The sequence below is a fragment of the Acinetobacter sp. WCHAc060042 genome, assembly GCF_003231195.1.
Classification (GTDB): Bacteria; Pseudomonadota; Gammaproteobacteria; order Pseudomonadales; family Moraxellaceae; genus Acinetobacter.
In genome coordinates, this window is sequence record NZ_QKVN01000034.1 from 1 (window position 1) to 23,372 (window position 23,372).

Here is a 23,372-nt window from a genome sequence, read left to right on the forward strand (position 1 = left end):
TTCGACAAAAATACATCTTTTTACTAACATTTCTTAAAATTTGATTTAACAATGAGCAATTAAGAGCTGTTAATATAGTTAAAAGATTATATTTTTAATTCAATCTGCTGATTATAAAGTTCCGGAACTCTTTTATATGCAACACATTCGCCATTTATGTGCAAGTCTTCTGTTTATAGGCTTCACGACTTTTGCATTTGCTGAAGATGTAACTACAGCTTCAAGCGAAATAGATACCAGTGCTGATCCACAAGCAGCTTCATCTTCTTCGCTTAAAGAATTGAAGAACATTAAAGCGAAAGATTTAAAAGTAGATGCCAATGCAGCACAACCCGATAGTGTAAAAGATCCACTTCAACCCTTAAATCGGCAAATTTTTGCTGTTAATGATGCATTAGACCGTGCAATCGTTCGCCCTATTGCTGTTGAATATAAAGAAAAGATTCCCTCAACTGTTCGTGATTCGTATAGTGGCTTTCGTAAAAATCTTGGTGAGCCTTGGAATGCAGTCAACCAATTAATTCAGGGAAGACCTGGTCGTGCAGCAAAAACATTAGGTCGATTCACTATTAATACAGTGACTACTTTAGGCTTTGCAGATCCTGCTTCGCGCTTAGGTTTAGAAACGGAAGATGAAAACTTTGGTACAACACTTGGCTATTGGGGCGTGCCTTCTGGCCCATACCTCGTACTCCCAGTTTTTGGACCTAGTACTTTCCGTGATGGTTTTGGTTTGGTCGTTGATGGTTATGCACGTCCGCAACGGTACATTCTAGAAGATGAAGAAGGCCTATATTGGTCCGAACAAGTTTTACGTGGTATTGATGTTCGCTCACAACTCATTGATATTGAAGGTGCGATTCAAGGCGACAAATACTCTTCAATTCGTGATATTTATTTACAACGTAAAAACTTCATTATTGCTGAGAAAAAGGGTGTAGAAGCTGAAGGTATGTTTATTGATGATGTTGGTGACGATGACTCTACCGACTCCCCTTCTTCTAATCAATCACATCAAATGTTAGATACGGAATAACAATGGGTTACAGCTAGAGCTGAATTTTCTTTCTCTAGCTGTAATTTGCTTGTTATAGTAAAGCTATAGCTTAATGCTAAGGATAAGCCAATTTTTTTATGTATTTCATTCAACCCTCTCGCCATATTCCATATTTAGAACAGGTGCTAGACACACTGCCCAGTGTGCAAATGATTCGCATAGAAGATATTGATCTTTATGACCCAACGATTATTGCGATTGCTGATATCCAAGATTATTTAGAGCACAAATGGGTACTCCCAACGATCGTGCTTGCCTTTGAAAATGAAGGAAGTGCTTTAGCTCAAGCTTGGGAGCTCGGTGCATTAGCTGGTTGGATGTGGAATAAACTGCCCAGTAACCCACAGCAATCCTTACTTAAGATTGATGCACAATATAAACGTAACCAAGATAGTCGAGATCTACCTTCTGCAGCCGAATTGCAAAAACGACTTTTGCCTAATCCCATAGAATTACAAAACTATACCGTTGAAACCTTTTTTCAGCCTTCTGCTTATTTGTCTGGCGATTGGTTTGATTACTGGAAAATTAGTGACAAAGAACTGATGTTCTATTTGGCTGATGTTTCTGGACATGGTGTCACCAGTAGTTTATTAACCTCTTGGATGGCGGCTTTTCATGGTCGTGCCAAAACACCACGTGGGCTCATTAAGAAACTTAATGGCATGTTGGTGCAAGAAAATATTGAAAAGCACATTACCATGATTGCAGGAATTTTAAACCTCGAAACCCACCTACTACGATGGTCGAGTGCAGGACATTATCCCCCTGCCATTGTGTTTGAACCAAACCAAGCACCTAAAATATTAAACACCAGCAGTTTTCCTCTTGGCCTTACCGAAGAGCTAGAGGTTGAAGAGCATGAATGTGTGCTCAACCGTCATGCCCGCTTCATTATTTGTTCCGATGGAGCTCTTGAACCGTTCAGTGGTGGACTAAATGATCAATTCACACAATTGGTCTATCATTTGCAAAATCAATCCTTTGAAGCACCAGAGCATGTTGCAGATGATATTGCTATCTTAAGTTTACGTCGAATGAATTAATCAAATTATCAATAACTTATTACAATATCCTAGTTTCTAAGACTGTTAGATACTTGAGTAAGTATTTGCCCTATGGGATAATTTCCTATCCTTCTCTGCAAATGGCATTTATATGTCAACAGGTCATGTTGAATATGCAAGCTTGAATGGAACGCATATTTTTAAGCTTATTGGCGAAGTGCGTGCCCAATCTTGTATCAGTCTAGACAAACTTTTAAACCGTATTGAACAACAGTCAAATGTTGTTGGTGCAATCGTAGATTTAACTCAAACTACATTCATTGACAGCACTGTGTTAGGCATTTTGGCGAAGTTAGGCTTAAAGCTTAAACAGATCCATAATATCCAAGCTGTCATGTTGTCCACCAACTCAGATATCACGACCTTGGCCAATAGTATGGGGCTAGGGCAAGTTTTTGTGATTTTAAATTACTGCGGTGATCCAAACGTTTGCACCCTTGAACTTACAGAAGAACATATCACGCATCGTAATATGTTAACTACTGTGTTGGATGCACATAAAACGTTAATGGAACTCAACCAAAGTAATCAAAACATGTTTGAACCTTTAGTTAAACAATTGCAAAAAGAACAAGACAGCCTCGACCAAGTGTCGCAGCAACAAAACGCATAACAACAAATTCTACAGGCCCATTTATGACTTTACTTTCTGCTGTACAGATGAATTCTCAAAATGACATTGAAGCAAATTTCATTGTCATTGAGTCTCTGATTCAACAAAGTAAAGCAAATGGCGCTGAACTCATTGTGTTTCCAGAAAACTTCGTGTGTTTTGCAGCAGGCAAACAGCGTGAGACAGCGGCACAGTTCGAAGATATTCAAAAACGTTTAGAAAAATTGGCGCATCAATACCAAACGTGGATTGTTGCTGGAACGTTGCCATGCCCCTTTCGTCCAGATGGTTCAGTGATTAAAGATGGTCGTGTACGTACAGTGAGTCTTTGTATTAGTCCTGAGCGTACCGAAGCACGTTATGACAAAATTCATTTGTTTGATGTGCAAGTTGGCGATGCTGTAGGTGGTTACCAAGAATCTAAATTTTTTGAACCTGGTACAGATGTCGTTGTAGCAAAAACACCTTTTGGTGATATCGGCTTAATGGTGTGCTATGACTTACGCTTTCCTGAACTGGCTTTAACTTTACGCGCGAAAGGTGCAAATATCTTGACGGCGCCTGCTGCATTTACTTACACCACAGGTCAAATGCATTGGCAATTATTATTACAAGCACGTGCGATGGATAGCCAATGCACTGTATTAGGCGCTGCGCAACAAGGTTGGCATGGTGAAAAAAGACAAACTTGGGGGCATACGGCAGCAACCAATAGCCGTGGTCAAGTTTTGGATTTGATTCATACTCAAGGTGCTCAGCTAATTACCGTCCCTTTTGACTTGGCTGAACAAGCTCATATCCGCGAAAGTATGCCATTGATGCAACACCGAAAATTAATGCAGTTTTAAATCAAGCCACAATCTTTAAAAACTACTGACTTCTTCGCACCAAATTATCTTGATGAACATCTACTGTTCTTCTACGGAAGAAATCTCCAATACTAAAAATACATAACTCTATTTACCTTTAAATGGTGAATAATATCACTGATTACATCCCGTTTGCGTTCACATGAATAAGCCACAGCTAGGAAAACTTTGAGAACTAGCAATCGAACCTATATGATTGATTTTTAATAGACTAAAGTCTCAATTTAATCATAAAGATTTTCTGTGTAAATTTACAAAAACACTGCTTATTCTTTCTATGATTTAAGACAGGATAAGGACTCAAATACAATATTTAGGGAATCAAAATGTCTTTAGAAAAAGTCGTTTATACAGCACATGCAAAAGCAACAGGTGGTCGTGATGGTAGCGCAACGTCATCAGACGGCATTTTAAATGTTAAATTGGCAGTGCCTAAAGAAATGGGCGGTGCAGGTGGTGGCACCAACCCTGAACAGCTTTTTGCCGCAGGTTATTCTGCATGTTTTCTGGGTGCGATGAAGTTTGTCGCAAACCGTGACCATTTAAAAATTACACCTGACGTATATATCGAAGGTGATGTTGGGATTGGTCCGATTCCAACAGGCTTTGGTATTCAAGTGACTTTAAATATTCATTTAGAAGGTTTAGAGCAAGCCGAAGCGCAAAAATTGGTGGATGCAGCACATATCGTTTGCCCTTACTCAAATGCGACGCGTGGCAATATTGATGTGACATTGAATGTGATTGTTTGATTTTTTAATAAATAATTCAAATAGTTATATTCCAAAAAGCCAATTTATTTCTAATTGGCTTTTTTTATGAATGGATGTTTTAAAATCAATCAAATAATTGATATTAAAAAATAAAGTATTTCATATGAATCCCCTTATCTTAGATTAAGTTGTATTTCAAACTATCTAATTAAAAATGGCTTACTAAGGTAATCCACCGATAAGATCACCATAAGCCCAAATCAAGGTTCCTATTAGAGTCATAAAAACTCCTATATGAAAGGCTTTTGCATCTAGAGATTTTTGCCTTTTTCCTTCAATTTCTTCTAATGTTGGCTCGATATGTCCAAGATTAATCACCTCCTGAGATTGAATCCATTGGTTAAGCCCCATTCGAATTAGTGGACGTACACTGAGAATTACCCCGACCATTGTTACAAGTGCCCCAGACCTCCCAAACCAATGCCATTTCTCTGTAAGGTAACTTGTAGTTATAGATATGATGACAATAACTGCCACGATTATTATAAGTAGCCAAATATTCGAGAAAAACTTATCCCATCTACATTTGGATGGTGCTGGATATCTTGTCTACCATAAAAAGATTATTTAATTGAATAAATATTACTAAGAATACTTTTCCATAATTTCATTTTCTAATTTGTTGATACTTTTGCGTACTTCTTCTATATCTTCTTTTTTTACTTTTATAAGAATTTTTATTTTCACTTCTATAGAAATATGCCCTGCCCTATCATTTATCTCTTCGTTTATCCATAAATTTTCTTGATTTGGGAAAACTCCACCTAATATTTTTTCAAGTTTTTCTTCAATTTCTTCTCGTAAGCTTTTAATTTTTTGTGTGCTTTCTGAAGTTATGTAAAGTTTAATTTCTTTTTCAATTTTACTCAGTTCATACATGTTTATTAATACTGAGAGATTTTAAGTATCAGTTTTATTGAATAGATGGAAAGGTAACAACAATTCCTTTAAATGCCGAACTAATGTCTAGAGGAGGAGCAAAAGGAGCTGCATCTTTAAATGCATTTACAATAGAACGATCAATAGCCCTAATTCCAGTAGGTTTTATCCAGCGAAGATTGAGAAGCTTCCCTTTGTCATCGACTTGAACTTGTATTTGACTATCTGTCATACCATTTAATGATTCAGGTCTTTTCCAATGTTGAATTGCCTTATTTAAAAGGTTTGTTTTCCATATATCCATTTGTTTTGCTCTTTCAGCCTTTGTTTGTTCTGTCTCTGGCATTTGGTCTGATGCAGTTTTGCAGTTAATTGGGTTTGGATACATATAAGTACAGTAATACTTTTGACCTTCACATAATGCACCGAAGGTATGAACTCCTCTACTTGATGCATACTCTGTAATCAATATTGTTTTTGGGGGGCATCCTATAGCCCCTGATGCTAAGTTCTGAGAAATTTTTGTCGATGAAGCTATAGCATTAGAGCAGAATGCTAATGTGAATAATAAAAAAATGATTTTATTCATTTGCTTGCAATTATTATTTAATTGCTTGTGATGATACATATAATTTTCCTAAAACTAACATAATACACCTTATACGAAATTAGTTATAATAATTGTTTTATTTCAATATCTTGCAATCCATAAAAAAGTCGGACTTTTTTATGGATTCCTCATGTCCAAAGACTACTATTTAACCAATATCCTGCAGATTTGATTAGGCCTGGTGAATAATCCCCTCTCATCCATTAACTAAGCAAAATGGCAGCCCATCCCCCTTAAATTTCGGCTCTTAAAGCTTAGCTTTCAGTTTATCTACTTACAGCACCTAAGAAGCACTGATGAGAAAAAACTTAATAATGAAGAATTTCACCATCACTCTGCCGCTTCATTGGTCACACGCAATACTTCTTCCAACGTAGTTTTCCCTGCCAATACTTTACGCAAACCATCATCGCGAATAGAGCCTGAATGTTGTCGTGCATAAGCTTCTAGCTCAAATTCAGCTGCGTTACCATGAACTAAACGTCGCATCTGATCATCCACAGGAACAATTTCATAAATTGCGGTACGCCCTGTAAAACCTGTATGTGAGCAACGCTCACAGCCATTTGGTTGTGGCAATTGTAGTACTGCTTTGGGATTCAAATGCTGAAATAATTGTGTTTCAAACGCATCGGCTTCATGCCAAGTGGCACAATGGCTACATAATGTACGTACTAAGCGCTGTGCGATAACACCAATCAAAGAACTCGATAACAAAAATGGCTCAATGCCCATATCTTTTAAACGAGTGACCGCCCCAATGGCTGTATTGGTATGCAGTGTAGATAATACCAAATGCCCTGTGAGTGACGCCTGTACCGCAATTTCAGCCGTTTCTAAGTCACGAATTTCCCCCACCATCACCACATCAGGGTCTTGGCGCAGCATGGCCTTTAAGGCTCTCGCAAAAGTCATATCGACTTTGGTGTTGACTTGCGTCTGTCCAATTCCTTCCAGTTGATATTCGATCGGGTCTTCGGCGGTCAAAATATTTTTAGAGCCGTCATTGAGGTCTGAAAGTGCTGCATAAAGTGTCGTGGTTTTACCCGAACCTGTCGGCCCTGTGACCAAAATAATACCGTGTGGTCGATGCACCAATTGAGTCAAACGCTCATAGTCAGGCTTCAATAAGCCCAAATGAGTCATATTCAAACGACCCGCTTGTTTATCGAGTAAACGCATCACCACACGTTCGCCATGTGATGATGGCAAAGTTGATACCCGCACATCGACTTCACGCCCAGCTAAACGCAATGAAATACGTCCATCTTGTGGAATCCGTTTTTCGGCAATATCCAATTTAGCCATGACCTTAATACGTGATACCAACAGCGGTGCCAACTCACGGCGTGGCTGGACAATTTCACGTAATTGCCCATCGACACGTAAACGCACCGACAGTTTCTTTTCAAAGGCTTCAATATGAATATCAGATGCACCAACACGAATCGCTTCAGATAATAAGGCATTAATTAAACGAACAATTGGAGCATCATCTTCCTGATCCATCAGATCTTCAGCTTCAGGGACTTGGTCGGCTAAGCTGAGTAAATCAGGATGATCTTCTAAACCTGCGGCTACTTGCTGTGATTCGCCACTATCCCCTGCATAGCTACTGCTTAAAAGCTGATGAAACTCTTCATCACTACACAGTTGATGTTGTGCTGCCACACCTAAAAAACGACGTGCCTCTTGCAAAGCCAACAACGGGGTACTTTCACGGCGCACAATATAAGCTTGATCGCCTTCGTAGCGTAGTAGCACGCCATGTCGTTTAGCAAAACTATAGGGAATTTGTAATTGTTTAAGCACTTGCATCTTAAAATTATAATAATGATGAAAAATATTATTTTGAGTGTACTCTAAGCGTATGACAGCGTGAAGTCTGTTTTTCACTGATTTGCAATATAAGGAAATGTGCTGTTGCCTAATATGAATGAACTGTTTGAATCGGATAGCCCCAATTTAAAATGGTGGGGCGAATACAACTTTGAGCTGAATCAAGCCCGTGCATGGCAATTTGGCTCATTACTCTTTCGCCTCACTCGTGGTCTACAAGAGTGGCGTTTAGAGTTTCATCGTCCTCAAGTTCAATATGACTATGAACAAAAATGGCATGCCATAGAAGACCCACATTTCGCCTTTCCTCACCCTGTCGAAATCAAACGCTACATGTTTAAAAACACCCACTCTACGATTCAACTGATGCCACGTTTAGCTGATCGTTCAGTGGTGATTAAGCCTGTCGATCCGATTTACATTCCTGCGGGGCAACGTGGGACACTTTATATCAGTACACCTTTGTCAATTTCAGGTTTTATTGAAGGTCAGCGTGACCCTTTATTTGATATTCCTGTGATTTTACCCAAAGAAACGTGGTTTGGCCCAAATCATCGTACTGGGGAAATTGCTTATGCGACAGCCGTCGATGGGAGGACTGAATTACATCAGTTAAAACCACGCGCTTTTCGTGCAGTGACGCCTATTGAATTTCAAAACACCAGCCATTTACAACTACGTTTTGATCGAATGAACGTCCCCGTTCCTGCATTACCACTCTTCTATAGTGAAAGCACGGGACGACTTTGGACTTCACAAATTAAAGTCATGCATGAAGGAATTGATCGACCACCTCGTATCCGTATCGAAAACCGAACACCACCACATGCAGGTAAAGTCATTTATATGCATCCGCCACGCTCTTCGGCAAGCGCACTGTTTAATATGTTTGATTCATTCTTCTAGGGGGAACATATGCCAAATTCAAATATTCCCCAAGAGATTAGCAGTAGCCTAAAAGGCATTTTCACCAACATCAACACAGAGCGATTAACCGAAATCCTAATTGCCTTAGTATTGTGTTTTGTTGGTTTTGTCTTGGCACGTTTAGTTTCCAATACTTTTATCCGAACCATTGGGACTAAGTTTAACGCCCATCAACGACTGGTTTGGCGGCGGGGTATCTTTTACTTCATTTTCTTGATCTTTGTGATGGCAAGTCTCAAAGAAGCAGGTTTTAAACTGAGCGTCTTTTTAGGCGCCGCGGGTATCTTAACAGTAGCTTTGGGTTTTGCTTCGCAAACCTCTGCATCCAACTTAATCAGTGGTTTATTTCTTATTGGTGAAGGTTCTTTTGAAATTGGTGATACCATTCAAATTACCCTCATTCGCGGACATACCATTGAGGGTGAAGTCATCTCAATTGACTTACTCTCAGTTAAACTATTGACTCAAGACAATATTTACGTTCGACTCCCCAATGAACAACTGATTCGGGCACCTGTCCACAACCTCTCTAAGTTTCCAATACGGCGTATTCCAATCACCTTAGCGATTAACTTTCATGAAGACATCATTAAAGTCCGTGAAGTACTGATTGACGTGGCCAACAAATACCCTTTGGTGCTGGCCGACCCGAAACCTGCTGTCACCGTCACCGCCTTTCGCGAGTCTTCGATTGAGTTATTATTTGCCGTTTGGTGCCAGCAAGATCACTATCTACAAGTCCGTGATGAAATGCAGGAACGGGTTCGTAACGGGTTCTTAGAGAACCAAATCGAGATTCCTGTACCCAAAATGGGTTTTGTTGATCACCCACTTTCACGTCCCTTGTCTCATGAAGATATTGATCAATATACCAATGCCCAAGCTCTAAAACGTGAGCCAAATATCAAATAAATCAATACAGCTCCTTATGATTCATACTGACATAAGGAGCTACACTTGTTTAATTAGTCTTTTCTTCAAGTTCAGGCATCGGCGCAATATACGCGATTACCAACATCACCAAACCTGCACCTAAAAACGAAATCACACGGGTCAATGTGCCAATATGAGACAAGTCAAATAAGACCAGCTTGAGCGTCACCAAAACCAAAATACATCCACCAAAAATCCATAGTGAGCGCAAATTACGCTTGGTTGCCGTCAGCATGCAAATGAAAGCCAAGCTGACCCAAAGCAAAGTAAAGCTCAATTGCACCAAGGCATTTTCCCACATTTGCCAGTCATTATAAGGTGTTAGGAAATAGACATGCAGCGCACGTAGCACCACATAACTACTCAGCCAAAGGAGACTAGACATCATCAAAATAGCACCCAAACTTTTTTCCAAGCCTGCTTTCATCTGTAAATTCAGCATCCAAATAAACCCGATCAGCATCGCAATACTGATCAAGTCGAATGGGTTGAATATCGGCAACCAATATAGTTGAAAAGCTTGCTGGCTAAAGATCTGAGAACAGACGATCCAAAACAGCATAAGCACTAAGGTATTACGCGCCTGCCAAAACTTTCGCCACAAGTTTGGAGTGGGCTGCGCATAACACCATACGGCAAAGGCGAGCGGTAAAATAACGATGCTCAGATATGGCATACTTGGAATGAAGGTTAAACTGGTCAGCGCCAAACTGAATAAAGCACCCAAACTCACCCATTCCAGCTCATCCTCCACACCCTGTAGCGGGCGTAACCACAGCAAGGTGAGTAATCCGCTCGTTAAAGCAAACAATAGACGGTCTAAGCCAGAATGCCACATAATGATGCCATCATGGCTCAGGTCAACCAAGAAAATAAAGGCAACCGCATACAACGGAATCAGGCCAACCCATTTGGGCAATAGCCATGACCAACTGGCTTTGCGGTAGAGTAGCCACTCATTCAACACGCTATATAAAAGTGTAATGATCAGTAGCGCTATTGTTACCTGACTTTTACTGTCGATTTCATCTAAAAGCAAAATAAACAACATGCTGGTTGCTGAAAGCAGTTGTAAGCAAAAAAAGGCAATCGTGGCAAAAGACAGCTGTTGTCTAAAACGCTCTACACTGTTGGCAACGGCAACCACAGCAAAATAACTCAGACACAACGCCCAATAAACTTCCGTTGGAAAACGATTGAGCTCGACCACATAGTAGAGACTTGAGAGCCCTGCCACGGCCAATAAGCCCATTGCCAAATATCGACTCAAGCTCGAGGTACGGTACAAAGCGTAGATAAAGATCAGGGCACCCTCGACACTCCAACCCACTACACCCCACTGATCAGGCAGTAAAATGGGAGGTATCAACGCCAAAAAGACCAAGGACAAACTGAGATAACTTTGTGCAATCAGCTCAACACTGTGAGCTCTTTTTATAAGTTGATAAAGCATGGCATAGAGCGCTGCGAAGCCTAGACTAAAGCCTGCCTGCCAAGTCGTTTGCTCAAAATACATCACATACAAAAAAGCAAAAGCAACAATGGGTGCAGCAAAAATCAAAGCCACATCCAAGATTGGTTTCAACTTAAACTGAGTTAAATCCTCACGTGCCAAAAGTTGACTATAGCGAAAACTCAGCCAAATGAAGACGGCACTATGTGCTAAAACCAACAAGGCAAGCATGTCTCGCTCAGGCGCTTTACCCTGATAAAAGGCATAAGCGCCGCCTACGACCACCGTCATTAAAAAAGCAATTTGGTTGAGGACTTTCCACGGCCTGAACGTGCTTAAAACCGCGACCGCAATATTGATGACCAAATAATAGGCTACCAACTCTATCGCAGTGGCATTCCGTACAGGTAAGGTAAAAGGTGCCAAATATGCAATGATCATCGCCATCAACGCCAGCTCAATCGACTGTTGTCTTAAACTAAGCCAAAGTGTCACTGCCATCACCACCACAAAGCACAGGCTTGCAATTGCTAAACTTGCAATCACACCGTTGTAATAAGCAAAAAACAAAGTCAAAAATAAACCTGACAATCCAAGTGCTTCCAAAGCCAAAGCAAAACTGCGGTTTTTGTGTTGAAGCATAGAACCAAAGACCACAACAGACACACTCACCACTGCAACAAGACCCAGCTTGACTGCAAGACTCAACTGCCAATGTTCGGTGGCAAAGCGTAATAATAAAATAAGCCCAATCAGCAGTATCACAATCGCAACTTTTAAGACAGGATTGCCCTGCCAAAGCCAGCGTTTCACTTGCTCACTAAGACTTAAATCATCTGTGTTGTTTAGAGCAGTGGGTAAAGGGGGAGCATTTTCAGATTCTGTGAATCGGTCGGATATATCCTGATGTGGCTGTACTTGCACGGATAACAATAGATATTCTAGGCGACGTAACCAGCGAAAGAAAAAGAACAACCAACCACTGATCCCCAATCCAATGAGTCCGCCCCATTGTCCCACCATACCGATCAAAATGACGAAAGTAGCAAGGTAAAGCGGCACTTTTGACGTTGGCTGAAAAGCAATACCCCGTTGTTCCGCCAAGGTCATACTAGGGTTTTCAATGCTATCAACATAGTGCATAACACTCATGACCCAAGCGATTCCACACAATGCACTCAACAGCGGTACGGCCAGAAACCATGCTGCAATAGCAACAATCGTGAGCCCCATTAACCACATCATGCGAATTTCACGCTGTCCAGTTTGCATCCGTTCTCAATCTCTTTTTCTCATCTTCAAATAATACATCAGCTTGTAGTACATCTTTAAGCGCATAACCGTAACCATCTATGCCAATCGGTACATCAATACACTTTGTTCTGCGTCAAAATCACGTACAATGAACAGGTTATTTGGATAAGGAATCTTGCAATGCCACCATTTGTCTTGGTCGATGGCTCATACTTTTTATTTCGTGCTTTTCATGCTTTGCCACCGCTCACCACGTCAACTGGCTTACACACCAATGCAATTCGTGGGGCAATTTCTGCCATCCAAAAACTGATGCGCCGTACCCAGCCAACACATATGGCGGTCATTTTTGATACCCCTGAACCGACTTTTCGTCATGTGCTGTCGCCCATTTATAAAGGTGACCGCCCAAGCATGCCTGATGAATTATCGGAACAAATTCCATATTTGCATGCCTTGATTCGTGCCTTGGGTATCCCTTTATACATGCTCCCAGGTGCAGAGGCAGATGACATCATCGGGACTTTAGCCAAACGTGCAGAGGCCGCGGGACAGCAAGTGCTGATTTCCACAGGCGATAAAGACATGGCACAGTTGGTGACCGATAAAGTCACTTTAGAAGACAGCTTTAAAGACAAGCCGATGGATGTGAATGGCGTGTTTGAAAAATTTGGGGTGTGGCCAAACCAAATTATTGACTATCTGACCCTAATGGGCGATGCCTCTGACGGCATTATGGGCGTTCCGGGTGTCGGTGCCAAAACTGCGGCAAAACTGTTAACAGAATATGGCTCGATTGGTGGCATTTTAGAAAATGTCGATAAAATTAAAGGCAAAGTCGGTCAAAACATCAAAGAACATGCCGATGGAATTGCTCTAGATCACCAACTGGCAAGTATTGTCTGTGACTTAGAAACAGGACTGACCTTTGACGATCTTAAACTCCAAGATCCGAATACCGAAGCCTTACGTTCACTGTATACCGAGCTTGAATTCCGCCAGCAGTTGCAATCACTAGATCATCCAAACAATCCAAATAGTGCAACCTACAAACAAGCAACGCAAGAAATTGTTAAATCAGCACAATCTGAAACCGTTATCAATACTGAAGATCAAGCCGTCCAAAGCAGTGTCGATGACCAACTGGGTCAAGCGAACTACCATACTGTGCTCAGTGCAGAACAGTGGGCATCATTATTCAAACGTTTATGTACAGAAAAACGTTTTGCCTTTGATACTGAAACCACCAGTTTAGACTATCGCATAGCGCAAATTGTCGGTTTTTCGGTCGCATTTGATGCGCAAGATGCGTATTACGTTCCACTTGCGCATGATTATGAAAATGCACCTGCACAGCTAGAGCGTGAACAGATCTTGGTGCAAATCAAACCGATTTTAGAAGATGAGTCAGTTCAGAAAATTGGTCATCATTTGAAATATGATGCACATGTCTTAGAAAATCATGGCATTGAACTAAAAGGCTGGTATTTCGATACCATGTTGGCCTCTTATGTACTCAATGCTGTAGCAACGCGTCACGGGATGGATGACGTGTCACGTCTCTACCTCAGCCACTTAACCACTACTTTTGAACAGGTGGCAGGTAAAGGTGCAAAACAGAAAACCTTTAACCAAATTGAGATCGAAACTGCTGCACACTATGCTGCCGAAGATGCTCATGTGACCTATCGCCTGTTTGAAGTGCTCGATGCCAAACTGCAAAAGCATCCCGAACTGGTCAATATCTTGCACAATGTCGAAATGCCTGTTGCCCGTGTCCTAACCATCATGGAAGAAAACGGCATTGAGCTCGACTTAGACTTCCTCGACCAACTCGGTGTTGAGTTTGCCAATACCATGGCCAATCTTGAAAACCAAATTACCGAACTGGCAGGACAAAGTTTCAATGTCAGCTCGCCGAAGCAAGTCGGTGAGATTTTGTTTGATAAACTCGGACTCAAGGGTGGCAAAAAAACAGCTACAGGCCAGTACAGTACCTCTGAAAGTGTTTTAGAAAAAATTGACCACCCGATTACCGAGCTAATTTTAGACTATCGCGGTTTATCTAAACTAAAAAGCACCTATACCGATGGCTTATTAAAACAAGCCAACAGTGATACCCATCGTGTGCATACCAGTTACCACCAAGCACTCACCGCAACAGGCCGTCTGTCTTCGACCGATCCAAATCTACAGAACATTCCTGTGCGTGAAGAAATTGGACGTCAAATTCGTAAAGCCTTTATTGCACCGCAAGGTCGCGTGTTATTGGCAGCCGATTATTCACAAATCGAACTGCGTTTAATGGCGCATTTCTCACAAGATGAAGCCTTAGTCGATGCCTTTAATCATGGGCAAGATGTACACCGTCGTACTGCAGCTGAGGTCTTAGGTATCGCCCTCGAAGATGTCACGTCAGACCAACGTCGTCAAGCCAAAGCAGTCAACTTCGGTCTACTCTACGGCATGTCTGAGTTTGGCTTAACCCGCCAGCTTGGTTTTAGCCGCGAAGAATCGCGTGGCTATATTGCGAAATACTTCCAACGTTATCCAGGCGTACTCGACTATATGGAACGCACGCGTCAAATTGCACGTGAACAAGGTTTTGTCGAAACCATTTTAGGCCGTCGCTTGTATACACCTGATATTATGGCAAGCAATAAAATGATCAAACAAGCAGCTGAACGTGCTGCAATTAATGCTCCGCTGCAAGGTTCTGCTGCGGATATTATTAAAATGGCGATGATTGCGGTTGATCAAATGCTACCGAAAGATCAAGCCAAAATGCTGCTACAAGTACACGATGAATTGGTTTTTGAAGTCGATGAAGCTATTGCAGATGAATTGGCACCACAGCTTGCTAAAGTGATGCAATCGGTCTTGAATATTTCAGTCCCTCTTGTAGTCGAAGTTGGCAAAGGTCGAAACTGGGATGAAGCCCACTAAAGCATTTGTGCCGTCCTTCTCCTAGGAGGAAGGCTGGGATGGAGGTCCTTTGCCTCCTAAAAGTGAGATCAACGTCTTCACCTAAAAAAATTTCAGCCATAAAAAAGGACTCGCAATCGAGTCCTTTTTTATATCGCCACAATCTTATAAACCAGTGAGCAGAACAATCGCCACTTCATTCATAATCATTTCAGCAATATACAGCGCCAAGAACGCTACAATTGGAGAAAGGTCAATCATCCCCATATTCGGCAATAAACGGCGAAACGGTGCCAGCAATGGTTCAGCAAGCTCTTGAATTACCTCAATATAAGGCGAGCGTGACTGCGTAAACATCACCACCCAACTTAAAATAATCGTTGCAAAAATCAAGTAACGACAGAAACGAATCAAGTCTTGAATCATGGTCACAAAAGTTAAAATGACCAAATGTACAGGACTATTCGGCATCGCCCCAGAGAGATACATGACACCAAAAATTTTCAGTAAGTACAATAAAACCAAAAGCACTAAAGCCGCTAAGTTAACGCGGCCTTTCGCTACATTTGGAAAAATACGACCAAACATATCCACAATTTTGGTGGCTTTTACGGTCGACATCACCACTGGGTTATAAAAGTTAACCGCTGCCAACTGCATGAGAAAGCGGAAGAACACCAGTAAAATTGCAACGTTAATAATGATGCCAAAAATTAGCGCAGAGTTTGCACCCATACTTGAACTTTCCTAAATAAAACGATTATTTGCTACTTTCACTTAGCTCTTGAGCAAGTTCCTGACTGCGTTTTTGAGCAGCAGCCAATGCAGCTTGGATATTTTGTGAAATTTGTGCACGATCAAACACTTCAAGTGCCGCTTGGGTTGTACCATTCGGTGAAGTGACATTTTTACGCAATTCAGCTGGTGTATTTGAGCTGGTAATTGCCATTTGTGCCGCACCCAATGCAGTTTGCAACGTCAATGCCGTTGCCACTTTTTCATCTAGGCCGAGGTTTTTACCTGCACGGATCATGCTTTCCATCATATAGAAAAAATACGCAGGACCTGAACCAGACACTGCAGTCACAGCATCAATTTGAGCTTCCTCGCCTACCCATAAAGTTAAGCCAGTCGCAGCAAGTACTTGGCTCGCCAAATCACGGTCTTCTTTATCTACAGCCTCAGTGGCATATAAACCATGCGCACCTGTTTGTACTAAAGCAGGCGTATTTGGCATTACACGCACAATACGATCACTGCCAGCGAGTGCAGCAATCGTGGCAATTTCAGCACCCGCAACAATTGAAATAATCAACTTACCGTCAAATAAACCGTTTAATGGTTTTAAAACATGGGCTAAAACTTGAGGTTTAACCGCTAAGACCACGACATCGGCTTCACGAATAGCAGATGCGTTATCCTCAGTCACCACCAAGTCTTTTTCAGCCAATAAATGACGAACTTGTTCAACAGGATCAGAAACCGTAATGCGAGTTGAAGGTAAACCACGTGAAATCAAGCCACCAATGAGGGCTTGAGCCATGTTACCACCGCCGATAAAACAAATATTACGATTCAGCACTGCGCTCATGATTATTTCTCTATCTCGAATTTTTTAACTAAGCAATTAAATTTGGTTGCCATCCACCCGCTTCACAATAAGCTGACTCGATCAACCAAAATCCTTTAGGCGTAAAAACACCAAGCATAACATTATCTATGCTTAATATTTGTATTGTGTGACGTTGCCATGGAAAAATTTGTGCACTTTGAATGGCTTTTTTCAATGGCCAAGCCCCAACACGCCCATGTAAATGTAATTTTTCCCCGCCTAAGCGTGGTTTTATTTGTAAAGGCTGCTCTAATAATTTAGCAGACAGCCCGTATTTTTGTGTTTCAATCTGATATTGCCCAGATGCCAGATTATAGCTTTGATGTAGGCTAAAATGCTGTTCAATTGGTTCAAGTGTCTGAGATTGCTCCGCCAAATACTCGGTCTTATGGACTCGAAAGAGTTGCTGTTGATAACGCACATAATAGTATTGATTCCAATGCAAAGCGGCCTGAGCATCGACTTTGGATTCAATCACCTCATCAAATAGGCGTTGCACCATATCAAAAGCAGGACGATATAAGTCCTCACCTTTCATCCAAGCAGACAACAGCTGTCGCTGTCTCGGTGCTGATAACTGACGAAATGAAGTTAAATTTAAAACCGAAGCATCCCCACAACTGGCCCAGTCTTGCGCCAACACATCGGTCAAAATGGATTCAGCATCTTGCATCAAATAACTGGTACGTGCCAAAGCTTGCTGCATTTTCGGAAAGCGTTGTTCTAAGATTGGCCATAATTCGGCTCGACACCATGCCCGATCATAACTGGTATCAAAATTGGTTTGGTCTTGAATATTTCTCAGTTGCATATCAGCAGCCCACAGCTCAATTTGCTGTCTGGACAAAGCCAATAGCGGGCGCCAAATTGTAAATTGCTCTCGTATGTCGAGGCTCTGCATGGCGGCAAGTCCATGAATCCCTGCACCAGAGAGTAATCGGAGTAAGATAGTTTCGGCCTGATCTTGTTGATGATGCGCGAGAACTAAAATTTCATTGGCAAGAAGATGCTTCTGAAAGGCAGCATAACGTGCACTGCGGGCTTGGCTTTCTACATTGCCTGTATCAACATCGACCGCTTGAATCACACATGGAACATCCAAGACATAGCACTGTTCTTGAACAAAGCTGCCCCACTGTGGACTGACATCCTGCAACTGATGATCAATATAAATGGCGCGAGTGCGCTTAGGAAATAAATGAGACATCAAATGGAGTAGTAACATGGAATCCATGCCACCACTACATCCGATTAAAAAATGAGGCTGTTCAGGTGTATCCTGAAACTCAGTTAAGACGCTAGTCCTAAATTGTCGCTGCCAAACTTCATTAAACGTTGGTAACGTGCTTCGCATCGTTCATTCGCATCCATCGGTTGCAACTCAGCCAAAGCATCTTTTAAAACAGTTTTTAAAGCATGCATGACCTGTTCTGGGTGGAGGTGAGCACCTTCACCTTCATCGACCACGTATTCAACAACACCCATTTTCTGTAATTTTTCAGCAGTCAATGCCAAAGCTTCACTAGCTTGCTCTGCTTTTTCAGCTGTTTTCCATAAAATAGATGCACAGCCTTCAGGTGAAATGACTGAATAAATACTATGGGACAACATCACCACACGGTCAGCCACACCAATACCCAGTGCGCCACCTGAACCGCCTTCACCAAGTACGGTTGCAATGACAGGCACTTTCAAGCTTGAAAGTTGTGCCAAAGACGTTGCAATTGCCTCAGCCTGACCACGTTCTTCTGCACCCACACCTGGATATGCACCCATGGTGTCAATAAAGGTAAAGACGGGTAGATTAAAACGTTCAGCCATATCGAGTAAACGTTGTGATTTACGGTAACCTTCTGGGTTACTCATACCAAAGTTATGTTGTAACTTTTCACGCGTACTACGACCACGGTGTTGACCCACAATCATGACTGGCTGACCATCAAAGCGAGCTAATCCACCGATCATTGCACCATCATCACCAAATAAGCGATCACCATGCAAAGCATCAAATTCGGTAAAAATTTCACTCACATAATCTAAAAATTGCGGACGCTCAGGATGACGTGCAATTTGAACCGTCGTCCATGCTTTGGATTGCGCAGCTTTATTCTTCATAGCTCAACCATAAATCCCTAATTGACCAATTTATTCATCGACAAATTGTTCTGATTGGATATCCAACTCAACATCCCAATGCTTAAATTGCGCTTGCTCATCATGCAAGTCTGCAACCAGCAAAGGCCATTGCGCGGCATTACCAGAAACACTCAGCTGCCATTGTTGCGCATTGCCTACTGTTAATTCAATGGCAGGAAGCATCTGATCGCTACGACTATGATTGAGTAAAACAGCAAGGCGAAGTAGCAAACACAGATAGACTAATTTGTTGCCACCGACCTTCATCACGTCAACACGAGCGTCGCTGCGTAGCTTACGGCGATGATGCGCTACCAAATGTGACAAATGGTTTTGATCAATTTGCGAGAAGCCCGCAATGTCCGAATGTTGCAATAAATATGCGCCATGACGATGGTAACCAGCATGGCTAATCGCCAAACCAATTTCATGCAAATAAGCCGCACGACGCAGTAAATCACTGTCTTCTGTGGTTAATTTTAGTGACTCTGCCACACCATCAAACAAATGTTGAGCCATGTTCACAACTCGTTCCGCTTGTTTTGGATCGGCGTTATAACGGCCCATCAAGGCTTGTACAGAACGATCTCGGATATCTTCATGTTGAAAACGCCCCAGTAAGTCGTACATGACCCCTTCGCGCAGGGCACCATCTGAATACACCAACTTATCCAGTTCAAGTACATCAAAAATGGCGTAAAGAATAGCAATCCCGGCTGGCAAAACTGCTCGACGGTCTTCTTTTAAACCATCAAACTCCATCTCGGAGACGTGTTTATATTTGAGCAATTTTTCTTTGAGCTTATCTAAACCGTCACGGGTCAGTTCTTCTTTTTCATTACTCCAGCCCATATTTACGGTAATTTGACGACACGCTTTGATGGTTCCGCTCGAACCGACCACCGTATCCCAACCCGCTTCTTTATAGGTATTGGCAATCCCTGACAGCTCCTTACGTGCTGCAACCACCGCTTTATCAAAACTTTTTTGGTTTATTTCACCATCGACAAAAAAGGCTTTGGTAAACGCCACACACCCCATTTGTAAAGATTCGGTATGAATCGGCTCAAATTCTTCACCAATAATCAGCTCAGTTGAACCACCGCCGATATCAATCACAAGGCGACGTCCACTGTTCTCCATGGTGTGGGATACGCCCAAATAAATCAAACGTGCTTCTTCACGGCCAGCAATAATTTCAATATGTTTAGGTAAAATTTCTGCCGCTTTTTGAATAAACTCATGACCATTTTTAGCTTGACGCAGCGCGTTGGTCGCCACAATTCTTAAACGGTTTGGTTGAACTGAACTTAAACGACCAACAAAGCGGGATAAACAGGCCAAACCACGCTGCTGTGCAGCTTCTGTTAAATTTTTATTTTCATCTAAACCCGCAGCTAACTGTACCTTTTCTGACATTGACGCAACTTTTTTCACTTCGCCATGATCCACACGTGCAATTGCCAAGTGGAAACTGTTCGACCCCATATCGATGGCAGCAAGTAACTCTTCATCAATCAAAAAATCAGACATGATTTAATATAAACCTATACAGAATTGTGCTTAGATTAATTCACCTCCATGCAATTTAAAAGCCATTTATGGTCAGAAATTGACGAGCTTTTAAAATTTCAGCATATATGACAATTGTGTTACGCGATCAGTAACATTGAGAGCTCCAATTAGACAAATTCAAACTAAAGGTTGAAAATTTAGTAATCCATCTACTCAGTGATAGCAGGCTATGACATACTATTAGCCATAAAACTATCCAAAAATTGAAACTGGAGCTATCCATGTCTGGCAATATCGTAAATACAACTGATACTAACTTCGACGCTGATGTACTTCAATCAGACGTTCCTGTGCTTGTTGACTTCTGGGCAGGCTGGTGTGCGCCATGTAAAGCGATTGCACCTGTATTAGAAGTATTGGCGAACGAATACGAAGGTAAAGTGAAAATCGTTAAAGTTGACGTAACTGCTTGTGAACAAACGGCTGTGAACTACAACATCCGTAACATTCCTGCACTATTGATATTTAAAAATGGTGAAGTTGTGGCTCAACAAGTGGGCGCTGCACCAAAATCGAAACTAACTGCTTTCATCGACGAAAACATTTAAACCTCGATTTAGAGCACATCATGAAATACGCTGTTTAAACAACAGCGTATTTTTTTCGGCTATAAATTGACAAGTTTGACTTTCTCTCTTATATTGCTTGCTCAAGAGATAAAGGATTATCCAATCCTGTCATTTTCTTAAAAGACACAACACATAAGATCGCCGCTCGGCAATACAAATTGTTTTGACACGCTTCTCTTCAAACAATGAATCAGTCCTCTGAATTGTTATTGTGCAAATACAATTGCGTTACTTCATTGCATGTCCGCGGCTAAATGTTGCTTCCTTTTCATCCTGTATCCTAGAATTTTTGATTCTTATCTGACCTCCTATGAATTTAACCGAACTCAAGAAAAAACCGATTGGCGAACTCATCAAAATTGCTGAATTTATGGGCCTTGAAGGAATGGCTCGTAACCGTAAGCAAGACATTATTTTTGCCATCTTAAAGCGCCATGCGATGAATGGCGAAGAGATCTTTGGTGATGGCGTTTTGGAAATTCTGTCAGATGGCTTCGGCTTCTTACGCTCTGCAGCAGGTTCTTACCTTGCAGGTCCAGACGACATTTATGTTAGCCCATCTCAAATTCGTCGTTTTAATCTCCGTACTGGTGACACCATTACGGGAACGATTCGCCCACCAAAAGAAGGCGAACGTTATTTTGCACTGTTAAAAGTGAATCAAATTAACTACGACACCCCTGAAAACTCTCGTAATAAGATTTTATTTGAAAACCTAACGCCATTATTCCCGACTGAACAGTTGGTGATGGAACTTGGTAACGGCACCACTGAAGATTTAACTGCACGTGTAGTCGACTTAGTTGCACCCATTGGTAAAGGTCAACGTTCAATTATCGTTGCGCCGCCAAAAGCGGGTAAAACTATGTTATTACAAAACATCGCCCAGTCGATTGTACGTAATAACCCAGAGTGCTTCCTCATCGTTCTTCTGATTGATGAACGTCCTGAAGAAGTAACAGAAATGGAACGTACAGTTCGTGGCGAAGTGATTGCGTCAACGTTTGATGAATCTCCTGCTCGTCACGTTCAAGTGGCTGAAATGGTGATTGAAAAAGCCAAACGTTTGGTTGAACACAAAAAAGACGTTGTGATTCTTCTCGACTCCATTACCCGTTTAGCACGTGCATACAACACCGTTGTGCCTTCATCAGGTAAAGTTTTAACTGGTGGTGTCGATGCACATGCACTTGAGCGCCCTAAGCGTTTCTTCGGTGCAGCACGTAATATTGAAGAAGGTGGTTCACTGACCATCATTTCTACAGCCTTGATTGAAACAGGCAGTAAAATGGATGAAGTGATCTACGAAGAATTCAAAGGTACTGGTAACCAAGAAATTACGCTAGACCGCCGTATTGCTGAAAAACGTGTCTTCCCTGCGATGAACATCAAAAAATCAGGTACACGTCGTGAAGAACGCTTAATGTCTGAAGATAACCTTCGTAAGGTCTGGATTTTACGTAAGTTACTTCATACCCAAGATGAACTCGCAGCAATGGAGTTCCTACTTGATCGTATGAAAGAAACTAAAACCAATGATGATTTCTTTGACCAAATGAAACGTAAAGCAACCAGCTAATCTGACTAATCTTATAAAAAGGCTGTCTCTAGGACAGCCTTTTTATTTGGTTGACACCACTTACACAATGAAACATTTCAAAGCACGGTATGTAAACTTATTTGCAAGTTTTTGATAAACAAAAATTTGAAATAAAAAAGCTCCATCTTTTTAGATGTTTATTCGGCATTTATCCAATATAAACCCTGCTATTAATTGTTATTTTCTGTTAAAAAATCACTGTTTTTAGACCATTTTTATCACTTTTTTCACCTTAGCTAGTAGCAATTCAAAATGCGCAGTGATAGCATATTTGCAGACCAGTTAGACTGCTCCTGCGTTGTTAGTCCCTAACAAAATTAGGAACAATAAAAGCATACAACAGACTAACGTCGGTTTTTTTTAATCTCATATTTTAGAGAGTGATGCCATGTTATTCAAAAAAATCGCTATTGCTGCTGCAGTTGCTACTACTTTAGCTTTCGTTGGCTGTGCTAAGAAAGAAGAAGCTCCTGCTGCTGCTGCTGCATCTGAAGTTGCTGCTGCATCTGAAGCTGTTCAAGCTGCTTCTGAAGTTGCTGTAGACGCTGCTGCTGCTGCTTCTGAAGCTACTGCTGCTGCTTCTGACGCTACTGCTGCTGCTTCTGACGTTGCTGCTACTGCTGCATCTGAAGCTAAAGCTCACTAATCACTTTCGATTAGTCAGTAAAAAAGAGAGCCCTT

21 protein-coding genes are annotated in these 23,372 nt (G+C 41.6%); 11 read left to right on the forward strand and 10 right to left on the reverse strand.

All coding sequences use genetic code 11. The features are described 5' to 3' along the window. Positions 1-136: 136 nt before the first annotated feature. The 5 genes from DPG01_RS13965 to DPG01_RS13985 all read left to right on the forward strand — a co-directional run bounded on the left by DPG01_RS13965 (position 137) and on the right by DPG01_RS13985 (position 4,358). A complete protein-coding gene (locus tag DPG01_RS13965; RefSeq protein WP_110975511.1) occupies positions 137-1,036 on the forward strand; it encodes a VacJ family lipoprotein in 900 nt (299 codons plus the stop codon). Between the two features lie 98 nt (positions 1,037-1,134). Then, positions 1,135-2,103, forward strand: coding sequence for an RsbU family protein phosphatase GigA (gene gigA / locus DPG01_RS13970; protein ID WP_110975512.1), 969 nt, complete (start codon positions 1,135-1,137; stop codon positions 2,101-2,103). A 112-nt stretch (positions 2,104-2,215) separates the two neighbouring features. After that, positions 2,216-2,737, forward strand: a complete 522-nt coding sequence (gigB, locus tag DPG01_RS13975; RefSeq protein ID WP_086209819.1) for an anti-anti-sigma factor GigB — start codon at positions 2,216-2,218, stop codon at positions 2,735-2,737. Between the two features lie 23 nt (positions 2,738-2,760). After that, positions 2,761-3,585, forward strand: a complete 825-nt coding sequence (locus DPG01_RS13980; protein ID WP_110975513.1) for a carbon-nitrogen hydrolase family protein — start codon at positions 2,761-2,763, stop codon at positions 3,583-3,585. Between the two features lie 347 nt (positions 3,586-3,932). Next, the gene (locus DPG01_RS13985; protein WP_086209821.1) at positions 3,933-4,358 is read left to right on the forward strand and encodes an organic hydroperoxide resistance protein; all 426 of its coding nucleotides are present in this window, start codon (positions 3,933-3,935) and stop codon (positions 4,356-4,358) included. 183 nt (positions 4,359-4,541) lie between these two features. On the opposite strand, the gene DPG01_RS13990 is transcribed toward DPG01_RS13985, so the two are convergent. The 4 genes from DPG01_RS13990 to gspE all read right to left on the reverse strand — a co-directional run bounded on the left by DPG01_RS13990 (position 4,542) and on the right by gspE (position 7,686). After that, a complete protein-coding gene (locus tag DPG01_RS13990) occupies positions 4,542-4,769 on the reverse strand; it encodes a hypothetical protein (protein ID WP_162622345.1) in 228 nt (75 codons plus the stop codon). A gap of 195 nt (positions 4,770-4,964) precedes the next feature. After that, positions 4,965-5,258 (reverse strand): hypothetical protein, encoded by a 294-nt coding sequence (locus DPG01_RS13995; protein ID WP_110975515.1) that lies wholly within the window; start codon positions 5,256-5,258, stop codon positions 4,965-4,967. A gap of 34 nt (positions 5,259-5,292) precedes the next feature. Then, positions 5,293-5,886, reverse strand: coding sequence for an energy transducer TonB family protein (locus DPG01_RS14000; RefSeq protein ID WP_110975516.1), 594 nt, complete (start codon positions 5,884-5,886; stop codon positions 5,293-5,295). 312 nt (positions 5,887-6,198) lie between these two features. Continuing rightward, entirely contained in the window at positions 6,199-7,686 is a 1,488-nt protein-coding gene (gene gspE / locus DPG01_RS14005; RefSeq protein ID WP_110975517.1) for a type II secretion system ATPase GspE, read from the reverse strand. A gap of 114 nt (positions 7,687-7,800) precedes the next feature. Between gspE and DPG01_RS14010 the strand changes: the two genes are divergently transcribed. Next, complete coding sequence (locus tag DPG01_RS14010; RefSeq protein ID WP_086209824.1) at positions 7,801-8,613, forward strand: hypothetical protein; 813 nt, start codon at positions 7,801-7,803, stop codon at positions 8,611-8,613. 9 nt (positions 8,614-8,622) lie between these two features. Beyond that, on the forward strand, positions 8,623-9,546 hold the full coding sequence (locus DPG01_RS14015; RefSeq protein WP_086209825.1) for a mechanosensitive ion channel family protein: 924 nt from the start codon (positions 8,623-8,625) through the stop codon (positions 9,544-9,546). A 49-nt stretch (positions 9,547-9,595) separates the two neighbouring features. Here DPG01_RS14015 and DPG01_RS14020 read toward each other — a convergent pair whose 3' ends face one another. Further along, entirely contained in the window at positions 9,596-12,292 is a 2,697-nt protein-coding gene (locus DPG01_RS14020; protein WP_110975518.1) for a DUF2339 domain-containing protein, read from the reverse strand. 162 nt (positions 12,293-12,454) lie between these two features. Between DPG01_RS14020 and polA the strand changes: the two genes are divergently transcribed. Next, positions 12,455-15,220, forward strand: a complete 2,766-nt coding sequence (polA, locus tag DPG01_RS14025) for a DNA polymerase I (protein ID WP_110975519.1) — start codon at positions 12,455-12,457, stop codon at positions 15,218-15,220. Between the two features lie 144 nt (positions 15,221-15,364). Here the strand turns inward: polA and DPG01_RS14030 are convergent, their stop codons facing one another. From DPG01_RS14030 to ppx, 5 genes are read right to left on the reverse strand one after another with little or no spacing between them, the layout of a single operon-like run. Then, a complete protein-coding gene (locus DPG01_RS14030; protein ID WP_004979206.1) occupies positions 15,365-15,934 on the reverse strand; it encodes a YggT family protein in 570 nt (189 codons plus the stop codon). Positions 15,935-15,959: 25 nt separating this feature from the next. After that, a complete protein-coding gene (gene proC / locus DPG01_RS14035; RefSeq protein ID WP_087527511.1) occupies positions 15,960-16,790 on the reverse strand; it encodes a pyrroline-5-carboxylate reductase in 831 nt (276 codons plus the stop codon). A 28-nt stretch (positions 16,791-16,818) separates the two neighbouring features. Continuing rightward, positions 16,819-18,165 (reverse strand): tRNA lysidine(34) synthetase TilS, encoded by a 1,347-nt coding sequence (tilS, locus tag DPG01_RS14040; RefSeq protein ID WP_086209829.1) that lies wholly within the window; start codon positions 18,163-18,165, stop codon positions 16,819-16,821. Continuing rightward, complete coding sequence (locus tag DPG01_RS14045) at positions 18,102-18,926, reverse strand: acetyl-CoA carboxylase carboxyltransferase subunit alpha (RefSeq protein ID WP_086209830.1); 825 nt, start codon at positions 18,924-18,926, stop codon at positions 18,102-18,104. The genes tilS and DPG01_RS14045 overlap by 64 nt, the downstream gene beginning before the upstream one ends. A 30-nt stretch (positions 18,927-18,956) precedes the next feature. Next, on the reverse strand, positions 18,957-20,480 hold the full coding sequence (gene ppx / locus DPG01_RS14050) for an exopolyphosphatase (protein WP_086209831.1): 1,524 nt from the start codon (positions 20,478-20,480) through the stop codon (positions 18,957-18,959). Between the two features lie 263 nt (positions 20,481-20,743). Between ppx and trxA the strand changes: the two genes are divergently transcribed. The 3 genes from trxA to DPG01_RS14065 all read left to right on the forward strand — a co-directional run bounded on the left by trxA (position 20,744) and on the right by DPG01_RS14065 (position 23,337). Continuing rightward, positions 20,744-21,070, forward strand: a complete 327-nt coding sequence (gene trxA / locus DPG01_RS14055; protein ID WP_110975520.1) for a thioredoxin — start codon at positions 20,744-20,746, stop codon at positions 21,068-21,070. Positions 21,071-21,401: 331 nt separating this feature from the next. Next, positions 21,402-22,670 carry a transcription termination factor Rho gene (gene rho / locus DPG01_RS14060; RefSeq protein ID WP_004692266.1) on the forward strand — a complete coding sequence of 423 codons (1,269 nt, stop codon included), beginning with the start codon at positions 21,402-21,404 and terminating at the stop codon, positions 22,668-22,670. A 409-nt stretch (positions 22,671-23,079) separates the two neighbouring features. Beyond that, a complete protein-coding gene (locus DPG01_RS14065) occupies positions 23,080-23,337 on the forward strand; it encodes a hypothetical protein (RefSeq protein WP_086209833.1) in 258 nt (85 codons plus the stop codon). The last annotated feature ends 35 nt before the right edge of the window (positions 23,338-23,372 follow it).

Bases quoted from the DNA above. Each gene is read 5' to 3' on its own strand.
- DPG01_RS13965 (WP_110975511.1), top strand. From the start codon at position 137: ATGCAACACATTCGCCATTTATGTGCAAGTCTTCTGTTTATAGGCTTC.
- gigA (WP_110975512.1), top strand. From the start codon at position 1,135: ATGTATTTCATTCAACCCTCTCGCCATATTCCATATTTAGAACAGGTG.
- gigB (WP_086209819.1), top strand. From the start codon at position 2,216: ATGTCAACAGGTCATGTTGAATATGCAAGCTTGAATGGAACGCATATT.
- DPG01_RS13980 (WP_110975513.1), top strand. From the start codon at position 2,761: ATGACTTTACTTTCTGCTGTACAGATGAATTCTCAAAATGACATTGAA.
- DPG01_RS13985 (WP_086209821.1), top strand. From the start codon at position 3,933: ATGTCTTTAGAAAAAGTCGTTTATACAGCACATGCAAAAGCAACAGGT.
- DPG01_RS13990 (WP_162622345.1), bottom strand. From the start codon at position 4,769: ATGGTCGGGGTAATTCTCAGTGTACGTCCACTAATTCGAATGGGGCTT.
- DPG01_RS13995 (WP_110975515.1), bottom strand. From the start codon at position 5,258: ATGTATGAACTGAGTAAAATTGAAAAAGAAATTAAACTTTACATAACT.
- DPG01_RS14000 (WP_110975516.1), bottom strand. From the start codon at position 5,886: ATGTATCATCACAAGCAATTAAATAATAATTGCAAGCAAATGAATAAA.
- gspE (WP_110975517.1), bottom strand. From the start codon at position 7,686: ATGCAAGTGCTTAAACAATTACAAATTCCCTATAGTTTTGCTAAACGA.
- DPG01_RS14010 (WP_086209824.1), top strand. From the start codon at position 7,801: ATGAATGAACTGTTTGAATCGGATAGCCCCAATTTAAAATGGTGGGGC.
- DPG01_RS14015 (WP_086209825.1), top strand. From the start codon at position 8,623: ATGCCAAATTCAAATATTCCCCAAGAGATTAGCAGTAGCCTAAAAGGC.
- DPG01_RS14020 (WP_110975518.1), bottom strand. From the start codon at position 12,292: ATGCAAACTGGACAGCGTGAAATTCGCATGATGTGGTTAATGGGGCTC.
- polA (WP_110975519.1), top strand. From the start codon at position 12,455: ATGCCACCATTTGTCTTGGTCGATGGCTCATACTTTTTATTTCGTGCT.
- DPG01_RS14030 (WP_004979206.1), bottom strand. From the start codon at position 15,934: ATGGGTGCAAACTCTGCGCTAATTTTTGGCATCATTATTAACGTTGCA.
- proC (WP_087527511.1), bottom strand. From the start codon at position 16,790: ATGAGCGCAGTGCTGAATCGTAATATTTGTTTTATCGGCGGTGGTAAC.
- tilS (WP_086209829.1), bottom strand. From the start codon at position 18,165: ATGCGAAGCACGTTACCAACGTTTAATGAAGTTTGGCAGCGACAATTT.
- DPG01_RS14045 (WP_086209830.1), bottom strand. From the start codon at position 18,926: ATGAAGAATAAAGCTGCGCAATCCAAAGCATGGACGACGGTTCAAATT.
- ppx (WP_086209831.1), bottom strand. From the start codon at position 20,480: ATGTCTGATTTTTTGATTGATGAAGAGTTACTTGCTGCCATCGATATG.
- trxA (WP_110975520.1), top strand. From the start codon at position 20,744: ATGTCTGGCAATATCGTAAATACAACTGATACTAACTTCGACGCTGAT.
- rho (WP_004692266.1), top strand. From the start codon at position 21,402: ATGAATTTAACCGAACTCAAGAAAAAACCGATTGGCGAACTCATCAAA.
- DPG01_RS14065 (WP_086209833.1), top strand. From the start codon at position 23,080: ATGTTATTCAAAAAAATCGCTATTGCTGCTGCAGTTGCTACTACTTTA.